The organism is Epibacterium sp. ABZ3_068 (assembly GCF_056159265.1).
The window spans coordinates 591,426-616,019 of sequence record NZ_JBSWUV010000001.1; the positions used below are offsets into that span (position 1 = coordinate 591,426).

The 24,594-nt window shown below is 57.4% G+C and carries 24 protein-coding genes and 1 riboswitch; of the genes, 8 read left to right on the forward strand and 16 right to left on the reverse strand.

Annotated elements, in window-relative coordinates; translation table 11 throughout:
- Positions 1-360: 360 nt before the first annotated feature.
- The 14 genes from argE to ACXAEW_RS02830 all read right to left on the reverse strand — a co-directional run bounded on the left by argE (position 361) and on the right by ACXAEW_RS02830 (position 14,381).
- Complete coding sequence (gene argE / locus ACXAEW_RS02765) at positions 361-1,509, reverse strand: acetylornithine deacetylase (protein WP_474939859.1); 1,149 nt, start codon at positions 1,507-1,509, stop codon at positions 361-363.
- 7 nt (positions 1,510-1,516) lie between these two features.
- Entirely contained in the window at positions 1,517-2,701 is a 1,185-nt protein-coding gene (locus ACXAEW_RS02770) for a M24 family metallopeptidase (protein WP_474939860.1), read from the reverse strand.
- 11 nt (positions 2,702-2,712) lie between these two features.
- Positions 2,713-4,086 carry an aminotransferase class III-fold pyridoxal phosphate-dependent enzyme gene (locus ACXAEW_RS02775; protein ID WP_474939861.1) on the reverse strand — a complete coding sequence of 458 codons (1,374 nt, stop codon included), beginning with the start codon at positions 4,084-4,086 and terminating at the stop codon, positions 2,713-2,715.
- A gap of 398 nt (positions 4,087-4,484) precedes the next feature.
- Positions 4,485-5,105, reverse strand: coding sequence for a class I SAM-dependent methyltransferase (locus tag ACXAEW_RS02780; RefSeq protein WP_474939862.1), 621 nt, complete (start codon positions 5,103-5,105; stop codon positions 4,485-4,487).
- A 9-nt stretch (positions 5,106-5,114) separates the two neighbouring features.
- Positions 5,115-5,858 (reverse strand): CDP-diacylglycerol--serine O-phosphatidyltransferase, encoded by a 744-nt coding sequence (gene pssA / locus ACXAEW_RS02785; protein ID WP_474939863.1) that lies wholly within the window; start codon positions 5,856-5,858, stop codon positions 5,115-5,117.
- Positions 5,859-5,870: 12 nt separating this feature from the next.
- The gene (locus ACXAEW_RS02790; RefSeq protein WP_474939864.1) at positions 5,871-6,545 is read right to left on the reverse strand and encodes a phosphatidylserine decarboxylase; all 675 of its coding nucleotides are present in this window, start codon (positions 6,543-6,545) and stop codon (positions 5,871-5,873) included.
- A gap of 210 nt (positions 6,546-6,755) precedes the next feature.
- Positions 6,756-7,517, reverse strand: coding sequence for a class II aldolase/adducin family protein (locus tag ACXAEW_RS02795; RefSeq protein ID WP_474939865.1), 762 nt, complete (start codon positions 7,515-7,517; stop codon positions 6,756-6,758).
- A 39-nt stretch (positions 7,518-7,556) separates the two neighbouring features.
- A complete protein-coding gene (gene speB / locus ACXAEW_RS02800) occupies positions 7,557-8,549 on the reverse strand; it encodes an agmatinase (protein ID WP_474939866.1) in 993 nt (330 codons plus the stop codon).
- Between the two features lie 17 nt (positions 8,550-8,566).
- Complete coding sequence (locus tag ACXAEW_RS02805; protein WP_474939867.1) at positions 8,567-9,376, reverse strand: ABC transporter permease; 810 nt, start codon at positions 9,374-9,376, stop codon at positions 8,567-8,569.
- A complete protein-coding gene (locus ACXAEW_RS02810; protein ID WP_474939868.1) occupies positions 9,373-10,179 on the reverse strand; it encodes an ABC transporter permease in 807 nt (268 codons plus the stop codon). Before ACXAEW_RS02810 ends, ACXAEW_RS02805 begins: the two co-directional genes overlap by 4 nt.
- Before the next feature lie 65 nt (positions 10,180-10,244).
- Positions 10,245-11,357, reverse strand: coding sequence for an ABC transporter substrate-binding protein (locus tag ACXAEW_RS02815; protein ID WP_474939869.1), 1,113 nt, complete (start codon positions 11,355-11,357; stop codon positions 10,245-10,247).
- Between the two features lie 27 nt (positions 11,358-11,384).
- Positions 11,385-12,434, reverse strand: a complete 1,050-nt coding sequence (locus ACXAEW_RS02820) for an ABC transporter ATP-binding protein (protein WP_474939870.1) — start codon at positions 12,432-12,434, stop codon at positions 11,385-11,387.
- Between the two features lie 130 nt (positions 12,435-12,564).
- Positions 12,565-13,449, reverse strand: a complete 885-nt coding sequence (locus ACXAEW_RS02825; protein ID WP_474939871.1) for a LysR substrate-binding domain-containing protein — start codon at positions 13,447-13,449, stop codon at positions 12,565-12,567.
- 44 nt (positions 13,450-13,493) lie between these two features.
- Positions 13,494-14,381, reverse strand: a complete 888-nt coding sequence (locus ACXAEW_RS02830) for a LysR substrate-binding domain-containing protein (protein WP_474939872.1) — start codon at positions 14,379-14,381, stop codon at positions 13,494-13,496.
- 53 nt (positions 14,382-14,434) lie between these two features.
- Between ACXAEW_RS02830 and ACXAEW_RS02835 the strand changes: the two genes are divergently transcribed.
- Complete coding sequence (locus ACXAEW_RS02835; RefSeq protein WP_474939873.1) at positions 14,435-15,463, forward strand: fatty acid desaturase; 1,029 nt, start codon at positions 14,435-14,437, stop codon at positions 15,461-15,463.
- Positions 15,460-16,299, forward strand: a complete 840-nt coding sequence (locus tag ACXAEW_RS02840) for a sugar phosphate isomerase/epimerase family protein (protein WP_474939874.1) — start codon at positions 15,460-15,462, stop codon at positions 16,297-16,299. The genes ACXAEW_RS02835 and ACXAEW_RS02840 overlap by 4 nt, the downstream gene beginning before the upstream one ends.
- Positions 16,300-16,397: 98 nt before the next feature.
- On the opposite strand, the gene ACXAEW_RS02845 is transcribed toward ACXAEW_RS02840, so the two are convergent.
- Positions 16,398-16,901, reverse strand: a complete 504-nt coding sequence (locus tag ACXAEW_RS02845; RefSeq protein WP_474939875.1) for an L-2-amino-thiazoline-4-carboxylic acid hydrolase — start codon at positions 16,899-16,901, stop codon at positions 16,398-16,400.
- 215 nt (positions 16,902-17,116) lie between these two features.
- Positions 17,117-17,332, forward strand: a riboswitch (cobalamin riboswitch).
- Between the two features lie 97 nt (positions 17,333-17,429).
- Here ACXAEW_RS02845 and ACXAEW_RS02850 point away from each other — a divergent pair.
- Genes ACXAEW_RS02850 through ACXAEW_RS02865 form a run of 4 tightly spaced genes read left to right on the forward strand, consistent with a single transcriptional unit; the run spans position 17,430 to position 20,654 of the window.
- A complete protein-coding gene (locus ACXAEW_RS02850; protein WP_474939876.1) occupies positions 17,430-17,834 on the forward strand; it encodes a DUF1636 family protein in 405 nt (134 codons plus the stop codon).
- On the forward strand, positions 17,831-18,634 hold the full coding sequence (locus ACXAEW_RS02855; protein WP_474939877.1) for an ABC transporter ATP-binding protein: 804 nt from the start codon (positions 17,831-17,833) through the stop codon (positions 18,632-18,634). Before ACXAEW_RS02850 ends, ACXAEW_RS02855 begins: the two co-directional genes overlap by 4 nt.
- Positions 18,631-19,566 (forward strand): ABC transporter substrate-binding protein, encoded by a 936-nt coding sequence (locus ACXAEW_RS02860; RefSeq protein WP_474939878.1) that lies wholly within the window; start codon positions 18,631-18,633, stop codon positions 19,564-19,566. The genes ACXAEW_RS02855 and ACXAEW_RS02860 overlap by 4 nt, the downstream gene beginning before the upstream one ends.
- Before the next feature lie 29 nt (positions 19,567-19,595).
- Complete coding sequence (locus tag ACXAEW_RS02865) at positions 19,596-20,654, forward strand: FecCD family ABC transporter permease (protein ID WP_474939879.1); 1,059 nt, start codon at positions 19,596-19,598, stop codon at positions 20,652-20,654.
- A gap of 10 nt (positions 20,655-20,664) precedes the next feature.
- On the opposite strand, the gene ACXAEW_RS02870 is transcribed toward ACXAEW_RS02865, so the two are convergent.
- Complete coding sequence (locus tag ACXAEW_RS02870; protein WP_474939880.1) at positions 20,665-21,441, reverse strand: class I SAM-dependent methyltransferase; 777 nt, start codon at positions 21,439-21,441, stop codon at positions 20,665-20,667.
- 254 nt (positions 21,442-21,695) lie between these two features.
- On the opposite strand from ACXAEW_RS02870, the gene ACXAEW_RS02875 reads away from it, so the two are divergent.
- Together ACXAEW_RS02875 and ACXAEW_RS02880 are read left to right on the forward strand one after the other, a co-directional pair.
- The gene (locus ACXAEW_RS02875) at positions 21,696-22,628 is read left to right on the forward strand and encodes a LysR family transcriptional regulator (protein ID WP_474939881.1); all 933 of its coding nucleotides are present in this window, start codon (positions 21,696-21,698) and stop codon (positions 22,626-22,628) included.
- Positions 22,629-22,885: 257 nt separating this feature from the next.
- Entirely contained in the window at positions 22,886-24,274 is a 1,389-nt protein-coding gene (locus ACXAEW_RS02880) for a transposase (protein ID WP_474939882.1), read from the forward strand.
- Positions 24,275-24,594: the final 320 nt, after the last annotated feature.

Genomic DNA, 24,594 nt, shown 5'->3' on the forward strand with positions numbered 1-24,594 from the left:
CCTATTTTGCTCGTGGTTTTGTCCACGAAGGTGATTTCTCGTCCCAGAGCTCTGCGCTTTCACCGGGTCCGCTGATTTCCGTTTCGCACCGAAACCACGCCCGCCAGAGATGATCCGACATTCTTTTGATCTTGGCTTTCTGCACTCCGCTTCGGTCGAAAGAAACCAAACGTATAAATGCAAAAAGATCCGCGCGACTCAAACACGAGCGCCGGATGGGCGGTTCATAGGCTGAAAACCCCAAGTTTGCAAGGTGGTTTCGCAGCGAAACGGTTGCCTGTGGGGCGCACGGTGGAGGCACGATTTGTCAAGAATAGTTAACAGAAGAGGGTCAATGCCCCGTCGTTTCCCGGATGGTCGTCACAGGGCCTTACACAGGCCCGCCAGAACCGTGAGGCAACGTGAAAGCTGATCGACCGAGATAAACTCATCCGCCCTATGAGCCTGTTCGATACTGCCGGGGCCACAAATAATGACGTCCATGCCGAGAGCCTGAAAGATCCCGGCCTCGGTCCCGAAAGGCACAACCCCGGCTGCGTTGGCACCGGTCAGTTCAGCCAACAGATCCCGAGCCGCGTTGCGGCTTTGGGGGAGGAAACTGGCGGCTTCGCCGATCACCTCGGTTTCGATCCGGGCCTCTGGATGAACAGCCTGCATGGCGGGCAGCAGAACCGTATCGCAGTAGGATGAGATCGCAGCCGTGATGAATTCCGCGTCCTCGGGCTGGACCGGTCGCGTTTCCCAGGCGACCTCGGCAAAGGGGGCGATGACGTTATGGGCCGTGCCCCCGTGGAGAGTGCCGATATTCAACGTGGACCAGGGCGGATCAAAACGGCTGTCGGACGGGGCCCGCGGCTTCAGATCTTCGCGCAGCTCTACGAGCCGGGTCACAAAGCGGGCGGCGTATTCGGCGGCATTCACGCCAAGCTCCGGCGTCGAACTGTGCCCTTCGAGACCATGAAACCGGGTCGTATATTCAAAGCAGCCCTTGTGCCCTTCAATCAGGGCCATATTGGTCGGCTCCCCCACAAGGGCCATGGCAGGTCTGATCCCGCGTTCGCGCAGCGTTTCGGCCAGATGGCCCGCACCAATGCAGCCGACCTCTTCGTCATGGGTAAAGGCGAAATGAACCGGACGGTCCCGGACGCTGTCGGCGAACCTGGGGGCCATCGCAAGGGTTGCGGCCAGGAACCCCTTCATATCGCAGCTGCCGCGCCCATAAAGACGCCCATCCCGTTCAACCATCTGGAACGGATCTGATGTCCAGGGCTGCTCGGCCACCGGAACCACATCACAATGCCCCGACAGCATCAGCCCACCCTCTGCATCCGGACCCAAAGTGGCAAAGAGGTTGGCCTTGGTCCCGGTGGCATCCGGCAGGATCTCCACCCGGGCCCCACAGCGTTCCAGCAGGCGCGCCATATAGGCCACCATATCGAGGTTACTGTCGGCGGACACGGTTGGAAAGGCGATCAGGTCCGCCAGAATACGCTTGGCCTCGTCCAGCATGGCCGTCTTAATCCTTGATAAACAGTTTACGTTCAGTGGAGCAGAGAGGCTCTGCAGCGCCATCGGCGCGGATCAGGATGGTTTCGGTGGTCTCCAGCCCCCAGCTCTCCATCCAGAGTGCGGGCATGAAGTGGAAGACCATCCCCGGCTCCAGCACTGTGGTATCGCTGTCGCGAAGAGAGGCAGTCCGTTCCCCCCAATCCGGCGGGTAGCTGAGCCCGACCGGATAGCCCATACGCCCCGACCGCTCGATCCCATAGCGCGCCAGGACATCCATAAAGGCATTTGCAATGTCACAGGTCCGGTTGCCTGCACGTGCGGCTGTCAGGCCCGCCTCGATCCCGGCGAGCTGCGCCTCTTCGGCACGCAGCATATCATCGGGCGGGGTGCCCAGAAAAACCGTACGGGACTGGGGCGCGTGATAGCGGCGATAGCAGCCGGACAGCTCAAAGAACGTCGCCTCTGCGGCCCGCATGGGCGTACCGTCCCAGGTCAGATGTGCCGCTGTGGCATCCAGCCCCGATGGCGTCAGCGGAACAATGGCCGGGTAATCCCCCCAGTCGTCGTCAACGCCGGTCATACCGGCCTGCATGATGTCGGCCACCAGATCGTTTTTACGCACACCCGGAGCAGCCCGTTCCAGAGCGGTTTGGATCACCTTGTCGGTGATCCGGGCTGCCTTGCGCATAAAGGCGATCTCATCTTTTGATTTGATCAGGCGTTGCCAGTTGACCAAGGCGGTTGCATCACACAACTCCGCCTGGGGAAGATTTTCCAGCAGGACGGCATGGGCCTTGGCCGAATAGTAATAATTCTCCATCTCGACACCGATGCGTGCCTGCTCCAGCCCGCGCGCTTTCAGCTGCTGGGCCAGATCCTGCATCGGGTGGATTTCGGTAGATTGGATGTAGTGATCCCCGTAGCCGAGGATATTGCTGTGATCCATCCAGCAGGTGCGTCGCCCGCCCATCATATCCATGTGACGCCCCCACCAGATCGGTTCTCCCGAAAGGGTCAGGATGACCCCCTGATGCACATAGAAGGACCAGCCGTCATAGCCTGTAAGCCAGGCCTGGTTGGACGGGTCGGTGACAAAGATCGCATCAAGCCCCGCAGCCGCCATTGCGGTGCGTGTCTTGCTGATACGGCGATCATATTCCTGTTGGGAAAAGGCTGCGTTTGCCTGTGTCATCTGTGCCCCCGTTATCCCAGAACCGTTGTGACGGCGCGTGTGGTCGCGTCAACGATCTGATCAGCCTCGGCCCGGGTCAAGCAGAATGGAGGGGCAAATCCCAGAATATCCCCCTGTGGCATGGCACGGGCGATTATGTTGTCCTGCTCCAGCAGTGTTGCAGCCAAACGTGGCCCGACCTTCTCGCCTGCGTCAAAGAAGCTGCGGTTGTCCTTGTCGGCGACAAACTCCACCGCACATAGCAGGCCTTCACCGCGCACCTCTCCGACATGGGGATGATCGCCCAAAGCGTCGGCCAGTGTTTTGTTGAGATAAGCGCCGATGCCCCCCGCGTTTTCCACCAGGTTCAGCTGATCCAGCAGGTTGAGGTTTGCCACCCCGGCTGCCGCGCCGATGGGGTGGGCGGAATAGGTCCAGCCGTGGCCGATCGGACCGTTTTCATCGGTGCCCTGCTCCAAAACCCGCCACATCTTTTCCGACACAATTGTACCCGACAAGGGCGCATAGGCCGAGGTCAGCCCTTTGGCGATGGTGACCAGGTCCGGGTGCATCTCGTAGTGATCAGAACCAAACATGCTGCCCAGGCGGCCAAAGCCGGTAACAACCTCATCGGCGACCAACAGGATGTCGTGTTTCTCCAGCACGTCCTGTATGGCGGGCCAGTAGCCCGCAGGCGGCGGCACGATGCCACCGGTTCCCAATACCGGCTCACCAATAAAGGCGGCAATGGTATCCGCGCCCTCGCGGGCAATCAGCGCTTCCAGTTCAGCCACGCAATGCGCCACAAACTCCGCTTCGCTTTGATCCAGATCCGAGCGGCGGAAATAATATGGGGCCTCGGTATGCACCACCTGCGCCAGCGGCAGGTCGAATGTGTTGTGAAACAGCTCCAGGCCCGTCAGCGATCCGGTCATCAGCCCCGAACCGTGATAGCCCCGCCAGCGCGAGATGATCTTTTTCTTTTCAGGCCGACCAAGGATGTTGTTGTAATACCAGACCAGCTTGATGTTGGTTTCATTGGCATCTGATCCCGATAGGCCAAAATAGACCTTGGACATATGATCCGGTGCCCGGTCGAGGATCATTTTTGCAAGGGTGATTGAAGCCTCTGTGCCATGCCCGACATATGAGTGGTAATATGCCAGCTCCTTTGCCTGTTCGGCTATTGCCTCGGCGATCTCGGCCCGTCCATAGCCGACGTTCACACAGTAAAGTCCTGCAAAAGCATCCAGAAGCCGATTGCCATCCCGGTCCTCGATATGGCATCCGCTGCCGCCGGTGACCACACGATGCGGCAGGTTTCCGCGGGCAAATTCCGCCAGATGAGTTGAAGGGTGGAAAAAACTGTCGCGATCCCATTGGGCGAGTTGGTCATTGTGAAGCATGGCTCATCTTTCCGAAGTCAGCGGCGCGCCGCCTGCTAAACATGAAAAGAGCCGGTTGCACGCAGTGAACCCGATATGCGGCCAGCAATCAGGCCCGGGGTTCATTTCGAGCAGACTGGCTCCGCTCACCCCGACAGCAGCGCGCAATGCCTTTATTGCCAAGGTTATTCAACGTGAGCACACATCGACCAAAACGCGCAACAGAAATGTTTGGAAAGACTGCGAATGACCGCTTCACAAAGGTACCAGCGCACCGCACGGCGCGCGTTTTTTGATCACGCGCACTTTTGGAGCGGGAAAGACGCGGGCTGCGGGCACGGCGCAGCTATGGCGTATATACAGCACCGGCGCTGGTTGGGCGCAGCAGTGCCGTCAGTTTAAGTCAGCCAAGGGTAGGATCAGCGCCGTTTCTTTTCGAGCACCAGAAAGGTCATCATCCCAAGCGGCGGTAGCGCACGTTGTTCTTCGAGGGTCAGATCGTCTTCCTGAAGCACAGTTTCCATCCGGAAGTCGGAATGCCAGCCAAGGGTATTGGCAAACGGCGCGCACAGCCGCTCCAACGAGGCAAGAAAACCGCGTTTTTGTTCAAAATGATTGGTAATCACCACCTGACCACCCGGGCGACAGACCCGCGCAATTTCGGACATCACTCTTTCCGGCTCTGGCACCACCGACAACATGTGCATCGCTGCAATGGTGTCAAAGCTATTGTCCGGGAAATCCAGTGACCGGGCGTCCATCTGCCGCAGCTCTTTGACGTGGCTCAGCCCGAGGGATCGCACTTTGCCGATGGCTTTCTGAAGCATTTCCTCGCTGAAATCGATGCCGGTGACCTGCATCTTGGGGCTGTAGTGCTCCAAGGAAAGCCCGGTGCCTACGCCAACTTCGAGGACGTGTCCGCCTCGTTTGTTGATATAGCTTACAGCACGTCGCCTGCCAGCATTTGTAACCGCACCAAACGTCTTGTCATAGACGGGTGCCCAGCGCGCATAGGAAGATTGCACGGCTTTGATATCCATGTCGGGTCCTTATCGTTTTGTGTGAAATTCCTTTGCAAACCACGCCCAGATGACCATCGCCACATAGCCAAGACAAAGCACAATCAGCGAAAACCAAGCGTAGGTCAGAACAGCCGTCCCTGCGAAGGCGACAGCAACCAGAAAGTACTTAACGTTCCCACGGGAAATTTTGGTGGTCTTGAACGACCAGGTCGGAATTGTGCTGATCAGCAAAAGACCGATAAAAACCATATATATACAGATGCCAAACCCAGGCAATTGCGGCGCGTCCGGGAAGGCAAAGGAGAAATACATCGGCAACAAGAGCAGCAGCGCTCCTGCCGGAGAGGGAACGCCTTCGAAATAGGCGGGATCCTGGCCGGAGTCTTCGTTTTTGTTCCCGACATTGAACCGCGCCAGCCGCATGACACAGCAGACCGCATAGATCAGCGCGGCAATCCAGGCAGCGTTCGGGATATGTTGGAGCCCCCAGAAATAGAGTATCAGCGGCGGAGCCACACCGAAGTTCAGCACATCTGCAAGTGAGTCAAGCTCTGCCCCCAGCTTGCTGTCGCTGCCCAGAAGGCGGGCAATGCGCCCGTCCAGCCCATCCAGAACCCCGGCAAACATAACAAGTTGCACAGCAATCATAAATTGCCCCTGCACGCCAAAACGGATGGCTGACAAACCCGCACAGATCGCGGTTATTGTCAGTACGTTGGGCAGGAGCTGAATAAGCGCGAGCTTTTCTTTTTTATCGGTTGGGTCCACCATGGGCCTGACTGTTTACCCTTGTTCCGGGCTGTTCAGCTCTGCCAGAACCGTTTCGCCAGCGATCATTGTCTGTCCGACGCTGACCATCGGGTCGATGCCGTCCGGCAAATAGACATCCAGCCGCGAGCCAAAGCGGATCAGGCCAAAACGTTCTGCGGTCTGCATCTGGTCACCGGGTTTTACAAAGCAGACGATCCGGCGGGCCACAAGACCGGCGATCTGCACAACCGCCAGATCCTGACCATTGGGCATTTTGATACGCAGGCTGTTGCGTTCATTGTCCGCGCTGGCTTTGTCCAAAGAGGCATTGAAGAATTTGCCCGGACGATAGGCAACAGCGGTGATCTCACCCTGGATGGGTGTGCGGTTCACGTGACAGTTGAACACGCTCATAAAGACGCTGACCCGTGTCAGGGGGGCATCGGGCATGCCCAGCTCTTCTGGGGGGACAGCTTTTTCGATCAGGGAGACAATGCCATCTGCCGGGCTGACAATCAGCCCCTCGCGGGTGGGTGGCACACGTTCCGGGTCGCGGAAGAAATAGTAACACCAGACCGTCAGGCCAACGCCGATCCAGCCCAAGATATTGGACAGCAAGAAGAAACCAACCGTGATAGCGGCGAAAATCGCGACAAACTTGATCCCTTCCGGGTGCATTGGTTTGATAAACGTATCGCGCATTCGCATCGTGGTTATTCCTTGGTTAATCCTGGATACGTACATAAGAGGATTAATGCTGAACGCAAGCCTGATGACATATTCGCGATGCGTGCGCCTATTGACAGGCTTTCCACCACAGGATGACGTAACCGCACAGGACGCCTGTTGCCCCTTCCTATACGGTTGGCTTTACGGTCGGAGATGGGGCGGACCTGGGCAGGTCGGACCCTGGTGGTGCTAGGTCAGATAATCCGGGTGGATGTCCGCCAGAAGGCGCAGATGCGCGGCCCATTCGAGCTCTATGTCGTCATCCTCTCCCATGGGAGTGTCATATTGCGATGCCACATGTTTGGCCAAAGCGTCGGGGACGATGCGAAGCGGCTGGCCCATGGACAGTGTTGCCACCTGTATCTCGCAGGCCCGTTCAAGATAGAACATGTTATTGAACATCTGCCCGGCAGTAGCCCCTGTTGTAAGAAGCCCGTGATTGCGCAGAACCAGCGCCTGATTGCTGCCCAGGCTGGCCACAATCCGCTCTCGCTCTGACAGATCCAGCGCAATGCCTTCGTAATCGTGATAGGAGATGCGGTTATAGAACTGCAGCGCAATCTGGTTCAGCGGCAACAGCCCGTCTTCCATGGTTGAGACAGAGACCCCCGCGCGCGAATGGGTATGCATGATCCAGGCGGCTTTGTGGCTGCTGCGGTGAATGGCCGAGTGGATTGTAAAACCGGCTGGATTCACGTTGAACACTGAGGGCGCAACCTTGTTGCCCTCCACATCGACCTTCACCAGATTGGAGGCCGTGATCTCTTCCCAGCGCAGACCGTAGGGGTTGATCAGAAAATGCCCCTCTTCGCCGGGAACACGGGCGGTGATATGGGTATAGATCAAATCGGTGAGCCGGAAATGGGCTGCAAGGCGGTAGGCCGCGGCCAAATTCACGCGCGCATCCCACTCCTGAACACTCATACCTTCGGGGCGGTTGGTCTGTTCCATTATCTTATCCAATCGGGGCTGTTCGGGACGCCAGTGTCCTCAGAACTCAATTTGCGGTTTTACAGTGCCGCGGGTCTGCGGCACGCCGGGAAGGGCACACAGCATTTCAAACAGGTAGTCTGCGGCGATCATTGCCGTATTACCAACTGAATCAAAGGGCGGAGAGACTTCCACAAGATCTGCCCCCACAAGGTTCAACCCGGCACATCCGCGAATGATTTCGAGCCCCTGAAGCGTTGTCAAACCACCCACCTCAACCGTGCCCGTGCCCGGCGCGAAGGCAGGATCCAGACTGTCGATATCATAACTGAGGTACACCGGCGTATCGCCAATCCGGTCCCGGATGATCTTCATCAGCGGTGTGAGGGATTTGTGCCAGCACTCTTCGGCCTGTATGCAGGTCCACCCCTGCGCGCGTCCCCAATCGAAGTCGTCAGCCGCATAGCCGGTGCCGCGCAGGCCGATCTGGAACACTTTGTCATTGTCCAGAAGCCCGTCTTCGTGGGCACGTCGGAAGGGACAGCCGTGGGCCACGGTCTCGCCGAACATATCGGCATTGGTATCGGAATGCGCATCCACATGGATCAGCGCAACAGGGCCGTGTTTTTCGGCAATGGCCCGCAGGATCGGCCAGGTCAGCGTATGATCGCCGCCAAGGGTCAAAGGCGTTGCCCCATGGCTCAGCACGTCCTTGTAAAATGCGGTGATAATGTCGACCGACTTCTTCAGATCGAAGAGGTTGATCGGCACATCCCCGATATCGGCCACCTGAAGATGTTCAAACGGTGCCGCTCCGGTGGCCATATTATAGGGGCGGATCATGCGGCTTTCGTCTCGGATCTGGCGCGGGCCCAAACGCGTGCCGGGACGGTTGGAGGTGCCGATATCCATCGGGATGCCAACAAAACATGCATCAAGCCCCGCGGCTGTCTCCTGTGTGGGCAGGCGCATCATGGTGGAAGGGCCACCAGACCGCGGCATTGCGTTGCCACCAAGGGGCTGATTGAACGGCTTTTTTAAGGAAATATTCATTGCCAAATCTCAACTGATTATGGGTTCCGGGCAGCGCGGCTTTGCCAGAGAAGCCGACCAAGAATGACGAGAGACACCACCACGATCAGGACGACAGACAGGGCTGCCACAGCCGGGTCGACATTGTCGCGCAGCCCCATCCACATGCGGCGCGGCAATGTGATCGCCTTAATCGAAGTGATAAACAAAGTGACGCCGATCTCATCCCAGGACAGGACAAAGCTCAGCAGGAAGGCAGAGAACATGCCAAACCGGATATTGGGCAAGATCACCGCATGAATGCGGGTCCAGGCGGATGCGCCCATGGACCGTGCCGCCAGATCAATTTTGCGATCAACCTGTGACAGCGCGACCATGATGATCACCACCGCATAGGGCACCACCATCACAGTATGGGCCACCGCCACCCCAAGCCAGCCGTCATAAACGATCCAGCTATTCCATCTGCTGACAGAGCGCAGGAAGAAGTAGAGCGTGAGTGCGGACACCACCGGCGGCGCAACCATGGGCAAAAGGGCAAGCCCGGCCAGCAGGCCGCCGAATTTTGGCCGCATCATCCACAGACCAAGGCAGAATGCCGTTGCCAGGAGGGTCGACAGGAGTGCGGCAACGACTCCGACCTGCGCCGACAACAAGAGGCTGTCCGCCCATTCCGGCTTGTTCAGCAGCGCCTCATAATGGCGGAAGGACCAGCTGTCCTTGGGCAGGCTGAGGTACCGTTTTGATGTGAAACTGACCGGGATCACCGCAAGCAGTGGCAACAGCAGAAAAACCGCTGCAAAACCGCCAATAAGCGTGGTCCAGAAACCGGGGCGCAGACCTTTCATTGCGATGATACTCCCGCTCGTTTGATCAGCGTCACCAGGAACGCCCCGATCGACATCATCAGCAGCGCCGAAAGTGCGGCCGCAAGCCCCCAGTTGGGGATCTGGAAAATACGCAGATAGATCAGTTCGGCAATCATCACGCTACGCCCGCCGCCCAGAAGCGTCGGCAGGATGTAGAACCCAAGCGCAAAGACAAACACCAGAAGGCCCGCGCCGATGATGCCGCTTTTAGTCATCGGGACAAAGATCTGCCAGAAGATCCGCAACGGGCTTGCGCCCATGCCGCGGGCGGCAAGGATCACCCGATCATCCACCGCACGCATGGCGCTGGCCAGCGGAAAAACGGCAAAGGGGATCAGGAAGTGTACCATGCCGATGACGACGCCCAGTTCGGTTCGCACCAGTGTCAGGGGTTCAGATATGAGACCCGCTCCCTGGAGCCAGCTGTTGATCAGACCCCGGTTCGACAAAAGCGACAGCCAGCCAAAGGCCCGACTGAGGACAGACAGCCAGAACGGCACCATGATGGCCAGCTCGACCAGGACCCGGGTCACCCTGCCCCCGCGCAACCACAGGAGGGTCAGCGGATAGGCCAGCACCACAGACAGAACCGTCACATATAGGCAGATCCGCAAGGTCCGCCAGATGACCCCCCAGACCATCGGGTCCCCCAGGGCCTGTTCATAGTTCTGCAGACCGGGTTGCGGGGTTGTGAGGCTTTGAATCATGACGCCGCTAAGCGGGATCAGATAGGCGATCCCAAGGAACAGCATCAATGGCGAAAGAAGGAGAAAGCGGGTCATCATTTATGAGGGCATTCGTTCAAACCCGCCCCAAAGCCGGTCTTTGGGGCGGGATGTGTCATTGATTATGAGGAAATCACGCCAAGGTAGGCGTCCAGCGCCGCGCCGTAGTTTTCTTCGTACCAGCCCATATCAAGCGGGGTTTGCTGGGCAAAGTTCTCGGGGTCGACCGGGTTATAGAACTTGTCCGCATCCGGGATCAGCGCGTCTGCTGCAGGGTTGGCTGGCCCATTTCCAAGCAGGGCAAACAGTTTGGCCTGCGCTTCGGGGTCCTGCGTATAGGCGATATAGTCCATGGCGGCCTTTTCACCGGCCGGGTTGTTCATCAAAACGCCGGTTGATCCGGGAGCCAGAATACCCTGAGCCCAGGTCATGCCGATCTCGCCTTCGCTGTCCTTGTCCAGCAGCATCGCCCGAGTGTTCCAGATGATGGCCATGGACACATCACCGTTTAACAGCAAGGACTGGCTTTCGGCCCCGCCGCCCCAGAAGGCGCCAATGTGATCCTTGAAACCTGCGATCTTTGCGTGGGCACGCTCCAGATCCAGCGGATAGAGCTCTTCGGGAGCAACACCGTCCGCCAACAGCGCCGCTTCCCACATGCCCACACCCCATTTGTACATGGCGCGTTTGCCGGGGAATTTATCAACATCAAAGAAATCCGCCATCGAGGTCGGCGGCGTATCGTATTTGGTTTTGTCATAGGCGATGATGTAGCTGTAGAAATAGCTGTTGGCGGCATATTCCCACTGGAAACCCTCGCGGATCTTGCCGGGGTCCACCACATCCCAGTCAATCGGACGCATCAGGCCCAATTTGCCCAAGGCCTGACCAGAGAAGGGATCACAATCGACCAGATCCCATGTTGGGCTCCCGGTTTCGGCCTGCGCCTTGATTGACCCCTCCAGCGGGCCGGAACCGTCATAGAGGACGTTCACGCCGGATTTTGCCGCGAAGCCATCGCCAAACGCCTGGGCCATCGCGTCAATCGCGTCGCCGCCCCAGTTTACAAAAACCATGTCTTTGCCCGCAGCCTGAGACTGGCCTGCGGACAAACCCAGCGCTGAGGTGCCGCCAAGAAGCGCGAGGCCTTGCAAGAAACCGCGACGGGACAACGCGCCGGATTTGAGCTTTTCTTTCAATAGTGATGCTTGGTCTTGCTGGAAGGGAGTGTGCATTTTGATACCTTTCTGTTGGAACACTGATCAGAAGATCAGACTGTCTTCTGCGGCCCAGCCGACCCGGATCTTTTGCCCGGGTTCGGCTGCACCATTCAGCTCGGAGGTCTTGAGGTCGATGATCAAAGGGCTGCCATCGGCAAGCGCGGTCAGATGCAAACGAGATTGCGCGCCCATGTAGATACGGTCTGCGATTTCACAGCTCAGCCCCCGCCTGTCCGTATCGGGCAAGAGGATCAGGTTTTCGGGACGGATCCCCACATGGTCCGCGGTTGCGTTGGGCGCACTGCTGAGATGGAATGCAAAATCGCCAACCGTGGAATGGGTTCCATCGAATTTGGCGGGTAATATATTGATGTCCCCCAGAAATTCCGCAACGAACCGGTTGGCGGGTCGAGCATAGGCCGTGGCCGGATCCGCAAGTTGTTGCAGCTTTCCGTGTTCAAAAATCGCCACTCGACTGGACAAAGCCAGCGCCTCGCTCTGGTCGTGGGTCACAAACACGAAGGTTGTTCCCATCCTGGCATGGATGCGGCGCAATTCATCCTGCATCTGGCCACGCAGGTTCTTGTCAAGTGCCGAGAACGGCTCGTCCAGCAACAGGACCGGCGGTTCATAGGCAAGCGCACGCGCCAAGGCGACCCGTTGCTGCTGGCCGCCAGACAGGCCGGACGGGCGCTTGTGACCGTGCCCTGTCAGCCCCACCAGATCAATCATATCCGTAACCCGGTTTTTGATTTCCGACCTTGCGCGTTTCTGAACCTTCAGCGGAAAGGCGATGTTTTCTTCGACGGTCATATGGGGAAACAGGGCGTAGCCCTGAAACATCATCCCGAACCCGCGCGTTTCGGCCTGGGCCGTGGTCCGGTCGAAGCCTTCTATCTTCAAAAACCCACGGGTTATGGGTTCAAAGCCGGCCAGCATCATCAAAAAGGTCGTCTTGCCCGACCCGGATGGCCCCAAAAGAGTCAGAAACTCGCCGGGCATGATCTTCATCGACACATCGTCCAATGCCGTGAACGTACCGTAGTCCTTACCGATGTTGATGGCTTCGATGGCTGGCTTGAGGGAAGTCACGTGTTCACGTCCTATGGGTGGCTGGTCTCCAAATACACATTGGATGCCCCGCCCCGGTCAGAACAAGCGAAAGAAATTCGCGCCAACAGCAAATATTTTTTGCCGGTGACACGAATGGTGCAAAAACCGTTCAAGGTTTACGCAAAGTGTCCTTCATCCAGCTCACAAATGCAGCAGCGGCTGGATTTACCCCCCGATCCTGCGGCAAAGCAATGTGATAGGCGTTTTGAGTCGGCAAACGCTCGGGAAACGGGCGCACAAGTTTTCCGCTCAAAAGAGCGGCAGAACAGACAAATTCATCACCCATCGCGATCCCCTGCCCAGCCAGTGCCGCCGAATAGGCCAGATTCATGTCAGAGAATCGAATGCCGCGGTTCCCCCATTCAACCGGCAGGTCTTTCATCTTCATCCAACTGCGCCACTCCTGGTGATCCTGCAAATGAAGCAGGGTGGCCCGTGAGAGGATTTTCTGATCCGAGAAACCGTCCATAAGGTTCAGATAGGCCGGGCTGCAGAGCGGCGTGTAGGAAATCTCCTGAAACGTCTCAAGCACGACGTTTCCCGGAAACTCCTGCCCGAACGCAATAAATACATCCACATCCGGGCTGCTCACGTCATTGAGCCGTCGCGGCGTTGTCAGTTCAAGCGAAATATCCGGGAACGCATTTTGAAAGCTCTGCAGGGATGTACACAGCCAATTGCTTGCAAAGCCCGGCGGGCAGCTGACAGTCAGCTTGCCACTGAGCCCCCGGGCCGAAGACCGTGAGGCCGCGTTGTGCAATGCAACCAGAGCCTTGCGGACATCAACAGCATACCGCCGCCCTGCCGGGGTCAGCTGCAAACGCGTTCCAACTTTGTCGGTCAGAGGAAAGTCGAGATCGCGTTCAAGCTGACGCAACTGATGGCTCACCGCGCTTTTGGTGAGATGCAGCTCTTCTGCGGTCTGCCAGATCGACCCCAACCGGGCAAACGCTTCCAGCGCGCGCAGGGCTTGTGTGGACGGAACCCTTGGCATCTTGATCCTTCAAAAAAAATGCACACCTAGGGCAAAGTTTAATTTCATTTGTCGTTCGACGTAAACTGCGAACCCGCACCCTGTGCAAAACCTTCGCGCAGCCAATCCGAAAAGGCTGTGGCAGGGGCCGTTAACCCGGCAGACGGCGGTGTGATCCAATAAGAGGCGCGCGCATGGATCTCTTGCTCGAAGGGACGGACCAGGCGGCCAGAGCGCAGCGCATGGTCTGAGGTCACCGCATCCCCGAGGCACAGCCCCATCCCGGCCTCGGCAGATGCATACATTGCCAATAGGCCCGTAAAGACAAGGCCAGGCCCCGCAACCGCAAGATCCATGTCGTTTTTGTGCAGCCACTCCTGCCAATCGGTGTGATTGTCCAGATGCAACAACATGTCAGGCGTCAAGCGATCCAATGTGAGCGGCCCGTGGCTATGCAAGAAATCCGGGCTGCAAACCGGAAAGAACGTCACATCAAAGAGACGTTGGGAGCCAGGCGCAGGGCGGTCGGTAAAGACCACGGACAGGTCACAATCCGGCAGGCTCTCTCCCACTGCGACACTGCGCAGTTTCAGCGAAATAGCTGGGTAACGTTCCAGAAATGCCTGAAGACGCGGCGCCAGCCAGGTGGCCGCGAACCCGGATGTAACTGCAATTTCCAGACGCCCTTTTGCCTGCTCCAGCCCACTGTGGGCCTCGTGCAGTATGGCAAGCGCCGGACGGATGGCCGCAACATATCTGCGGGCCTCCGGCGTGAGCACCACGCCCCGCCCTTTTGCAGTGGTCAGGTCAAAGCCCAACTGCGTTTCCAGCGCCTTCAGTTTATGGCTGACCGCGCTTTGGCTGAGGTTGGAGACCCGTGCGGCCTCTTTGACGGATCCGGTACGCGCCAGCGCGTCCAATACGGTCAGCGCGGATATTGGAGGCAAATTCATGCAAGAATCTCATCATTTACCGGAGATATAATCATTAGACCTGCAAATTTTAAATGGGTAGTCAAGTAAGGATCAAGATCCAACCTGAGGGCCATGCCATGGAAGCCAGCTTCTCCCGCCGCAAACTGCTTGAACCTGCTGAGCTACGCGAACTGAATGCGCGCTCAGACCTTCGGGGCTGGATGCAGATCCTAAGCCACATCGGCGCGATTGCTATGATGGCCATTTTGCACGCGCAGGCACTGGGGAGCTACTGGGTCATCTTGACCGGTTTTGTGCTGGGTGTGCTTTTGAATTTCCTCTACGCGGGCCAGCATGAGCTGTCACACGGTACGGTTTTTGCGACAAAGCGGGTCAATGAGATCTGGGGCAGATTGATCGGGTTTGTGATGATCTTCCCGCGCGATTATGATCAGGTGATGCATTTTGCCCACCACAAGTGGACACAGGACTGGGAGCGCGACGGTGAACTGGTTCGTGAGCCATACACGCTCACGACTTATCTGTTGTGGCTGAGCGGCGTAACCTATTGGCGCAACCGCGTTGTTGGAACTGTGCGTCGCGCCCGAGGTATCATCATCGAACCCTATATCCGCGCAGATGAAGAAGCGATGATCATCCGTGAAAGCCGAATTCACCTTGCACTTTATGTGCTGGTCATTGCTGTGTCGGTCGCTTTTGGAAACTGGGCCTGGGCGACGTTCTGGATCATCCCGATGGTTCTGACAAAGCCGGTTCATCAGCTGCAAAACACCATTGAACACCTGGGGTTGAGCCACGAAGACAACATTCTGGAAAATACCCGCAGCACCCGGACAAATGCGCTGATGCGCTGGCTCTGCTGGCAGATGCCTTATCACACTGCGCATCATACATTCCCCTCGGTGCCGTTTTGGAAACTGCGCGAGCTGAACGAAAAAATCGAAGCGAAAATCGGCGGTGAAGTCTGGCGGATGGGGTGGTTTGAGTTTCAGATCGAAGTGATCAAAAAACTCAGCCAGAAAGATGAAAGCCAATATCCGATGAATGAGGTCTGGGTGGTGCCGGTCAATGGTCGCAGCATGCGGGTGGAAGCGGAATGAACCAAACGCTGGATGTTTATACGTCGCTCTGGGCGATGCAGCCTCATGACCAGACCGGCATAAAATTGCCCTATGAGCAGGTTGTGGAGATGGTTGCCGGTGCCGGTTACAAAGGCATGGCGCTGGATTTTGGCGCAACCCCGGTTGAGGATGTCAAACGCATCCAACCGATGATGGCCCGCGCTGGTCTGACTCCCTTTTTGGTGGATTTCCCCAAGACTGTCGAAGGGCTGCGTCCGACGTTGAAAATGGCCAAGGACTTTGGCGCGCCCTTTGTCGTGGTCATTGGTCAGGTCATGCCGCTGAGTGTGGACGGCATGATCCCCGTTATTCGGGCCTGGATTGAAATGTCAGAACAGGAAGGCATGCCAATCCTGTTTGAAACCCATCGCGACTGTATCACCAACGATTTGTTCAGCACATTGTGCCTGCTGGATGCGATCCCGGAAATGCGGATGTGTGCCGATCTCTCTCATTATGTGGTGGGGCGTGAAATGGCCTGTCCGATCCGTGAACGCGACGCAGAACATATGAGCCGTATTCTGGCCCGTTCCGACAGTTTTCAAGGGCGTGTTGCAAGCCGCAGCCAAGTGCAATTGCAACTTGATTTCCCCCAGAACCAACAATGGGTTGATATGTTCAGGGCCTTCTGGCGCGAAGGTCTGAACGGGTGGAAAACCCGCAATCCCGAGGGGTCTTGTGTGTTCCTGTGTGAATTGGGCCCGCCGGATTACGCGATGACTGGGCCTGATGGCATTGAGCTTTCAAACCGTTGGGAGGAAGCGCTGCAGATCAAGTCCTGGGTCGAACAGATCTGGGCAGACCTCAGTCAATAGCGCGTCGTTATCTCTTGCCTGTTCCTGCCGTTGCACCAACAGGTGGGCGCATTTGGAAGTCGTTTCTTCACCCTTTCGTTTCCTGTATCGCTTGTGCCTCATGGCTTCGGCTTGAGACGGTAGCGAAAGTCACAATGGCTGGCGCCCTGCATTTTGGTCTGTGTGCGGGTCATTTCAATGTCCGGATTATAGCCGATGCAAAAGTCGCCATCTCGATTGCAGGATAAGAGGTGGCCGATGTCACCTACCCCCATCTCTTGGTACATTTCCGCATAACGACAGCGCACGACGTTGAAGTCCATCTGGTCCCTGGTCATGGTCAAGGGCTCGATCTCAAGAGCGCCCTGTCGCGTCCAATTGGGCAAAATGTCGGCAAAGTCCTTGAGGTCCGGCACATGTCCCAGGGCGTCGGCCATCATCTGCCCCTGCTCGATGGCCGATTTTGAACAGGCCTCACCGATAACCGCTTCGGCTTCGTCACGCCCGGACCGTTCGCTGATCACGTCAAAAACATGTTTCAGGACCATCGCTTCGATCTTGCGGCGCAACAGGATCGGAATGTTGTGGATGTCCAATCCTGTTGCATCATCTTTGTCGGTCATGGTGCGTCCTTTCAAAAGCTGGGTTTACATGACCCGATAACAGCGCCGCCGACAATCTTTCTGCTTCCGCGCTAACAGTGAAGACCTGCAGCCTTGCGGTCTGGCCGGACTTTGTTGCGGCTCCTGCTCAGCGCTTCATGGGCCTTTTGGCCATTCCGGCTGCCTGTTTCCAGCTCAGGGGTTTGCAGGGAAACTTGACAGAGACAATAGGGATTGGCAGAGACGGGGACGATGGTTCCCGCGACGCCCAAGGCAATCCGGGATGAAAAGGGAACACGGTGCGGCGTAGCCAAAAGGCACCAAATCCGTGACTGCCCCCGCAACTGTGAGCGGTGAGCTCTCTGTCAGGACCACTGGTCGGCTTTCGACCGGGAAGGGACAGAGCGCAGTGACCCGCGAGTCAGGAGACCTGCCATCCAGATATTTTTAAACCCGGACGGGGCGTCCGGACGAAAGAGTTGTGCGATGTGGCCATGTCACTGCCGCATCCCCTGTTTTCGTCGTCCCCCCGGTTCTGCGGAGGGCAGAATGGCTGAGAACACACAATGCAGAATTGCGGTCTGCATCAGTTGCAAAGACAAGGAAACCCGACGCCAGCCGGGCTTTGAGCTGATCGACGCTTTGCACACGGCCATCGCAGAGGATCCACGCCTTGCAGGCCACATTGGTGTCGCAGGCGTCGCCTGTATGGCAGGATGTGACCATCCCTGCACCGTCGGGTTTCATGGCGTGGGCAAGGCAACATACCTCTTTGGCGATCTGAACGCGGACGCGGACGTGCAGGATATCCTTGTCTTTGCGCAGCAATATGTAACCTTGGGGGACGGCTGGTGCTCCTCTGTTGATCGCCCTGGAAAACTGCGGAAATCCACCCTGGCGCGCGTGCCGGCCACGTTGTTTTCCGCCACCGAGCAGCCGGAGCCCGCCGCATGAGCGCAGCTGAGCTGACTATTGAAAATGTCTCCTGGGGAAGCGGGCGGGCGCAGCCTTTGATCCTGCATCCGACCTCGTTTCACCTTGCTCCAAGGCGGGTGATGGGTGTTGTCGGCGCAAATGGCGCGGGCAAGACGACCTTGCTGAGGCTGCTTTATCGTTGGGTCAAACCAACACGTGGCCGCATCACAATCGGCGGAGACGACATCTGGTCCCTGCCCCCGCGATCCTGCGCCCGCAAGATTGCCGCCGTTTTACAGGAGCAACCTACAGATTTTGCGCTGTCGGTGCGCGATGTTGTGGCGCTGGGACGTATCCCGCATCGCCAGGGATTTGCCGTACCGGGCAAAGGCTGCGCAACCGCTGTGGAAAACGCCCTGTGCCGTTTGGATCTGGATCACCTGGCATCGCGAGCCTTTGGCACCCTGTCCGGCGGAGAACGTCAACGCTGTATGGTCGCACGCGCGCTGGCCCAGGAACCGCAGGTTCTGGTTCTGGATGAGCCGACCAACCATCTGGACATCCGCCATCAGCTGGACGTGCTCCAACTGATCCGCGAACTGGATATGACAATTGTCACCTCCTTGCACGATCTGAATATGGCAGCGGAGGTCTGCGACGACATTCTTCTGCTGCATCAAGGGCAAAGCATCGCCTTTGGCCCGCCTGCCGAGGTGCTGTCCTCGGAGCGTGTGTCCACTGCCTTTGATGTACATGCCCGCGCCGAGTGGCTGTCAATCAGCGCCCGGTCGCATCTCACCTTCCACCTTTCCAAATCCAAAACTGGACCAACCCCATGAAATTGACGATCTCCCTGCTTGCCCTTGTTGCCTCGACCGGTGCCGCACTGGCTGAAACCACTGTCGATAGCTGCAACCGTCAGGTCAGCTTTGACGCGCCGCCCAAAGCTGCCGTCTCCAACGACGTAAACCTGACCGAAATGATGCTGGTTCTGGGGCTGGCGGACAGAATGGTGGGCTACACTGGTATTTCGGGCTGGAAGACCCTGGACAAAGATATGCGCGCAGGCATCGAAGAGCTACCCGAGCTGAGCGCCAAATACCCCACCAAAGAGGTGCTGTTGGGCGCGGATGCGGATTTCTATTTCGCGGGCTGGAATTATGGTATGAAAGTCGGCGGCGAAGTCACGCCAGAAACTTTGGATCCATTTGACATCAAAGTATATGAGTTGACCGAAAGCTGCATCCACATCGGTGACAAACCCAAGGTTTCCATGGATGACATGTATAACGACATCCTGAACCTTGGCCGCATTTTTGACGTCGAGGACAAGGCGGCGACCCTGGTGGATGGCTACAAAGCCGAGCTTGAAACCTTTACGGCCTCGCTGAACGCCGGTGATGAGCCGCTGCGTGTTTTTGTCTATGACAGCGGCGAGGAAAGCCCCTTTACCGCTGGCCGTTACGCCATGCCAACTGCGTTGATCGAAGCCGCCGGCGGCACCAACATCATGGATGATTTCGAGAAAAGCTGGGCCACGGTCACCTGGGAAGAAGTGGTGGAGCGCAATCCCGAGGTTGTGGTGATTGTGAATTATGGCAATGTAACTGCCGAAGAAAAACGCGCGTTCATGATGAACAACCCGGCCTTTGCGGATATGGACGCCGTGAAGAACGACCGGTTTGTTACGCTGGAATATGTCGAGGCGACGCCTGGACCGCGCAACATCAAGGCAATCAAAAAGCTCGCCTCTGCCTTTTGGGCAGAGTGAGCAGATCTGCCGGAGTGAGACCCGAATTCATGACCGATGCCACCCTGTTACCCCCCAAAAAACCGCGCCTGCGGTTTCCCCGCATCTTCTGGGGCCTCATTGGGGGTGCGGCACTTCTGGCGTCGGTCAGCTTTGCGGTTGCGGTCGGGGCGGTCTCCATACCTCTCGCCACCGTCTGGGGCGTAGTGATGGAGCACCTGACGCCGGGTCTGATTGAACCAACCTGGTCCAAAGGGCGCGCGGCCATTGTCTGGGACATTCGGTTTCCCCGCGCGTTGCTGGCGGCCTTGGTGGGGGCAGGTTTGGCAATGGTTGGGGCCGCGCTTCAGGCGGTCACCCGAAACCCGCTTGCTGATCCGCATCTTTTGGGCATTTCCTCCGGGGCGGCCTTTGGCGCGATCCTTGCGCTGTTGCATACCGGGTTGTTTCTGGGCCTCCTTACGGTCCCGCTTATGGCTTTTGCCGGGGCATTGGGTGCCACAGTGATGGTGCTGGCTGTTGTCAGGTTTACCGAAGCCTCCGGCGCGGACCGTTTGGTGCTGGTGGGCGTTGCCGTGTCCTTTATTGTGATGGCCGGCGGTAATCTGCTGATTTTCATGGGCGATCCACGCGCGGCCCACACGGTTGTATTCTGGATGCTGGGCGGGCTCGGCCTCGCACAGTGGACACATCTGATTTATCCGGTGGCGGTGCTTTTGCCCTGCGGTCTCTGGATCTGGCTGCACAGCGATGATCTGAATGCGATGACAATTGGCGATGAAACCGCCGCCACCTTGGGTATTCCTGTACGCCGCTTTCGGCTGCAGATCTTTGTCCTGGGGGCGCTGATGACCGGCACATTGGTCGCCTTTTCCGGGATCATCGGCTTTGTCGGCCTGATGATCCCGCATGTGGTGCGCCTTGTGGTCGGCGGCGACTATCGCCGGGTCCTTCCACTGTCGGCCCTGTTTGGCGCCTTGTTCCTGATCTGGGCCGATATTGCCGCCCGCACCGTCATGGCCCCGGAAGATATGCCGATTGGCATCGTCACAGGCCTGGTCGGAGGCAGTTTCTTCATCTGGCTTTTGAAACGCGCAAAGGCCGGATAAGCGGCGTCGGCTACAGCGTCTCCTGTGCGGGGGTGACCCATTCCCTGCGGCGCGGGGCCTGACGTTTTACAACGGCGACGGTTTTGCGCGTAATGAACATGGCGTCGATCCAGGAAACCAGACGATTTTCAGCCTGACTCAACTCCGGTCCGTGGTTCTGAGCACAAACAGTAGCCATCTGCAAACGGTTGAAATAGCTCCAGAAACTTTCTTCGTGATCCGCATATTGCGATCCCTGCTCCTGGGCCAGAAAGCTCGTATGCACGTCCTCGACGATATAGATCCCTCCGGGCGGAAGCAAAGGGAACAACGTCTGAAACCCGATGATCTGATGAGACCAGAAATGCGAGGCATCGTCGATGATTATTGACGGCTGATAGGTCCGAAAGACACGTTTCAGAAACCGGGGTTTGGCGGCGTTCCCAATCTCGATATGAATGCGGTCTTCCTCAAACTCCTTTGAGACACGGCGGATGTCGACGCCCACGATACGTGCCTTTGGGAAGAAGGATTTCCAGGTGCGCAAAGAGGGCGCACGCCGGCTGGGCAGTCCGACGCCAAGCTCCAGCAGCGAGAATGACTGGTCTTTGTAAGGCGTCAGCAGGCTCTCGTAAAACCGCATGTAGTCATGCCGCTTGGAGCTTTTGTCGGTTTCAGTGGCGATCGCCAGCGCATCAAGCTCGCCGCGCGGCAGCAGGTTCACAACCTCACTTGGGTGTGAAGCAACCTCCGTAGGTGCGGAAGGATCGGATTTCTCCACAGCGTGTTCTGGATCTGGAGCGTTCATTTGGCCTCTCTGAGGGTGGGTTTTATCGGCCAAAACATGGCACCATGCGATCATCCTAATGTGGGGATATCCATTTTGCCAGAAGCGACGCACGGATGGCCCTCAAATCGATCACAGTACAATGCGTGTTCGGCAAAAGGCTCCGATGACGTGTAAATGCAAACCGGGAAGGACAAACCAGATTGGTTACCAAGCGGGCTGAACTGGTTTATGAATGTTGTTACTGGGACTTACCCCCCGAAAGGAGACCCTGCGTGCAATTGGACTGGGATGACATCCGCATCTTTCTGGAAATCGAACGGACCGGCCGCGTAAGCCAGGCGGCCAAACGGCTGGGGGTGAGCCACACAACAGTGGCCCGTCGCCTGCGCCAGATGGAGGAGAAAGCTGGGTGCCACCTTTTTGAACCAACACAGGACGGAATGGCGCTGACTGAGCCCGGTGCTCTGATCCTGAGCCGGTCTCAGGAGATGGAAACCGCAGCCAGCGCCATAGCGGATTCACTCAGCCGATATAACAGCAGCCATTCGGGCCGGGTTCGGGTCGGAGCACCTGACGGATTTGGAAATGCAATCCTGTCTCATCTCTTGCCCGAATTCATCCGGAGCGAGCCGAGCTATGAGATCGAGCTGGTGCCTGTGCCTTCCAACCACAAGCTGTGGCGGCGCGACGTGGATATTGCCATCACCCTGGATCGGCCGATCACCGGGCGGGTGGTGATGCGCAAACTGATCGACTATGATCTGCGCCTGTATGCAAACCCGGTCCTGTTTGACGGTCGCTCCATTCCGCAACAACGCGAAGATCTGACCGCATACCCATTTGTCGGCTATATCGACGAGTTGCTTTACACGGATGAGTTGGATTTCAACCGGAGCATCTCGGCCGATCTTCGTGTGGTCTATAAGGCGGCAACCGTAAAAGCGCAGCTTGACGCGGTGCGAAACGGAACAGGAATGGGGGTTCTGCCCTGTTTCATTGCCCGCAACACAGAGTTGGTTCCCATCCTTCCCCATGAGATCAAATTCAGCCGCAGCTATTGGCTGCTTTATCCCGAGGACTACAAATACCTGGCCAGAATCCGAAATGTCAGCAATTTCATCTATGACAGGATCCATGACATGGCCGAAGTGTTCCAGTTTTCGGCCGAAAAGCCCGAGACGCTGCCAAATAAGCAAGAGATGTGATCAGACAAAAAGTAAGCGTTGCAAGTGACCCCTTGATTGTTACCTTCCGTGAACCGATAGCTGACGCTATATTGGCCTAGCGGCCAATACGGAAAATAGATTTATGCCTTGAACTCACCGGAGATGGTCGTGACAAAGCTGCCAAAAGTCAGCTACCAGAAAATGTCCGCAGCCAGCTTATTCTGTTGAAAAACTCTTCTTGTTTGGTGCTGGATTGACTGATTCAATTCTTGCGACGTTGCAGGAGATTGACCGCGATGATGGGGCCGAGGCAGGAAGCGCAGGGAGCGTTGTTCTACGAGTTCTCGATTGAGGACCATGTTCCTCAGGATCACATTCTCCGTGGCATAGACCGGTTCGTCGAACTTTCAGGCATCCGGGGACACCTTGCCCCCTTCTATAGCTCAACGGGCAGACCGTCAGTTGATCCGGAACTGATGATCCGGATGCTGCTGGTGGGCTACGTGATGGGCATTCGATCTGAGCGTCGGCTCTGTGACGAGGTGCATCTCAACCTCGCGTACCGCTGGTTTTGCCGCCTCGATCTCACTGATCCGGTGCCGGACCATTCGACCTTCTCGAAGAACCGGCACGGCCGTTTCCGAGACAGTGACCTTTTGCGGCATTTGTTCGAGACGGTTGTTACGCGCTGTATCGAGGAAGGGTTGGCCAGTGGGCAGCGTTTCGCAGCTGACGCCAGCCTGATCCAGGCTGATGCCAATCGGCAGAACTCCTCACCGCAGCGGGATTGGGCACCTGAGAAGATCGTCCCTGAAGATGCACCCCGCGCCGTCAGGGAATACCTAGAGACGTTGGATGAAGCCGCCTTTGGTGCTGCAAGCCCGGTGAAGCCGAAGTTCACCTCACATTCCGATCCAGCCTCGCAATGGACAGGGGCACGGGGTGGACCCGCCTATTTTGCCTGTTCCGCCAACTATCTGATCGACACCGACAACGGTGTGATCCTGGATGTTGAAGCAACTCGGTCTATCCGACAGGCTGAGGTCGGTGCTACCCGAACCATGGTTAGTCGGGTGCACCAGCGCCATGATCTCAAGCCGGAACGGTTGATCGCAGACACGGCTTATGGTTCGGGACCCATGCTTGGCTGGCTTGTCGATCATGGCATTGCTCCGCATATCCCGGTTATCGATAAATCCGGTCGCAACGACGGGACCTTCGAGCGAGCCGACTTCACCTATGACACTGAGAATGACGCGTACATCTGTCCAGGTGGCAAGGAACTCAAACAATACCGCCGGGCCTTCACAAAGCCGAGGGAACCGAAACCGGACAAGGACGGCATCCTTCGTTATCGTGCCCGCAGATCCGACTGCGACGCCTGCAACCTGAAAAGCCGATGCTGCCCGAAAGAGCCGCGGCGCAAGGTAACACGGTCGGTCCACGAACCATCCCGAGACGTGGCGCGCGCCATCGCCCAAACCACCCAATACGCGATCTCTTGCAAGCTCAGGAAGAAGGTCGAGATGCTGTTTGCCCACCTCAAACGCATCCTCGGTCTCGGACGCCTCCGATTACGTGGTCCATGCGGCGCACGCGACGAATTCCACCTCGCCGCCACCGCCCAGAACCTCAGAAAACTCGCAAAGCTCATCACGGCTCCCCAAACAACACCCGCCATATGATCAAGGTCTCGGCTGTGCAGATATCGAGATCAAAACCGAGCATTCAAATCGGCGAGTTTTTCAACTGAATAAGCCCGAAGCGGTCCCTCACATGGCATGCTTCGCGCTCAACGCTGCATATGCGAGATTTGAAGGCCAGTTTCCCGAAAACAGACACTCTGCGGCTTCAGGCTGCCCGACCTGATGCTGCGTCCCTCCCCAATGTCAGCGAAGCGCAGTGAGCGACATTTGCAAAGTCTCAGGATCTGCCACCTAGGCAACGGTCTCATGCTGCACGAGCAATGGGGGGAACAGACCTTCGCCGCAGATGCAGCCACCAA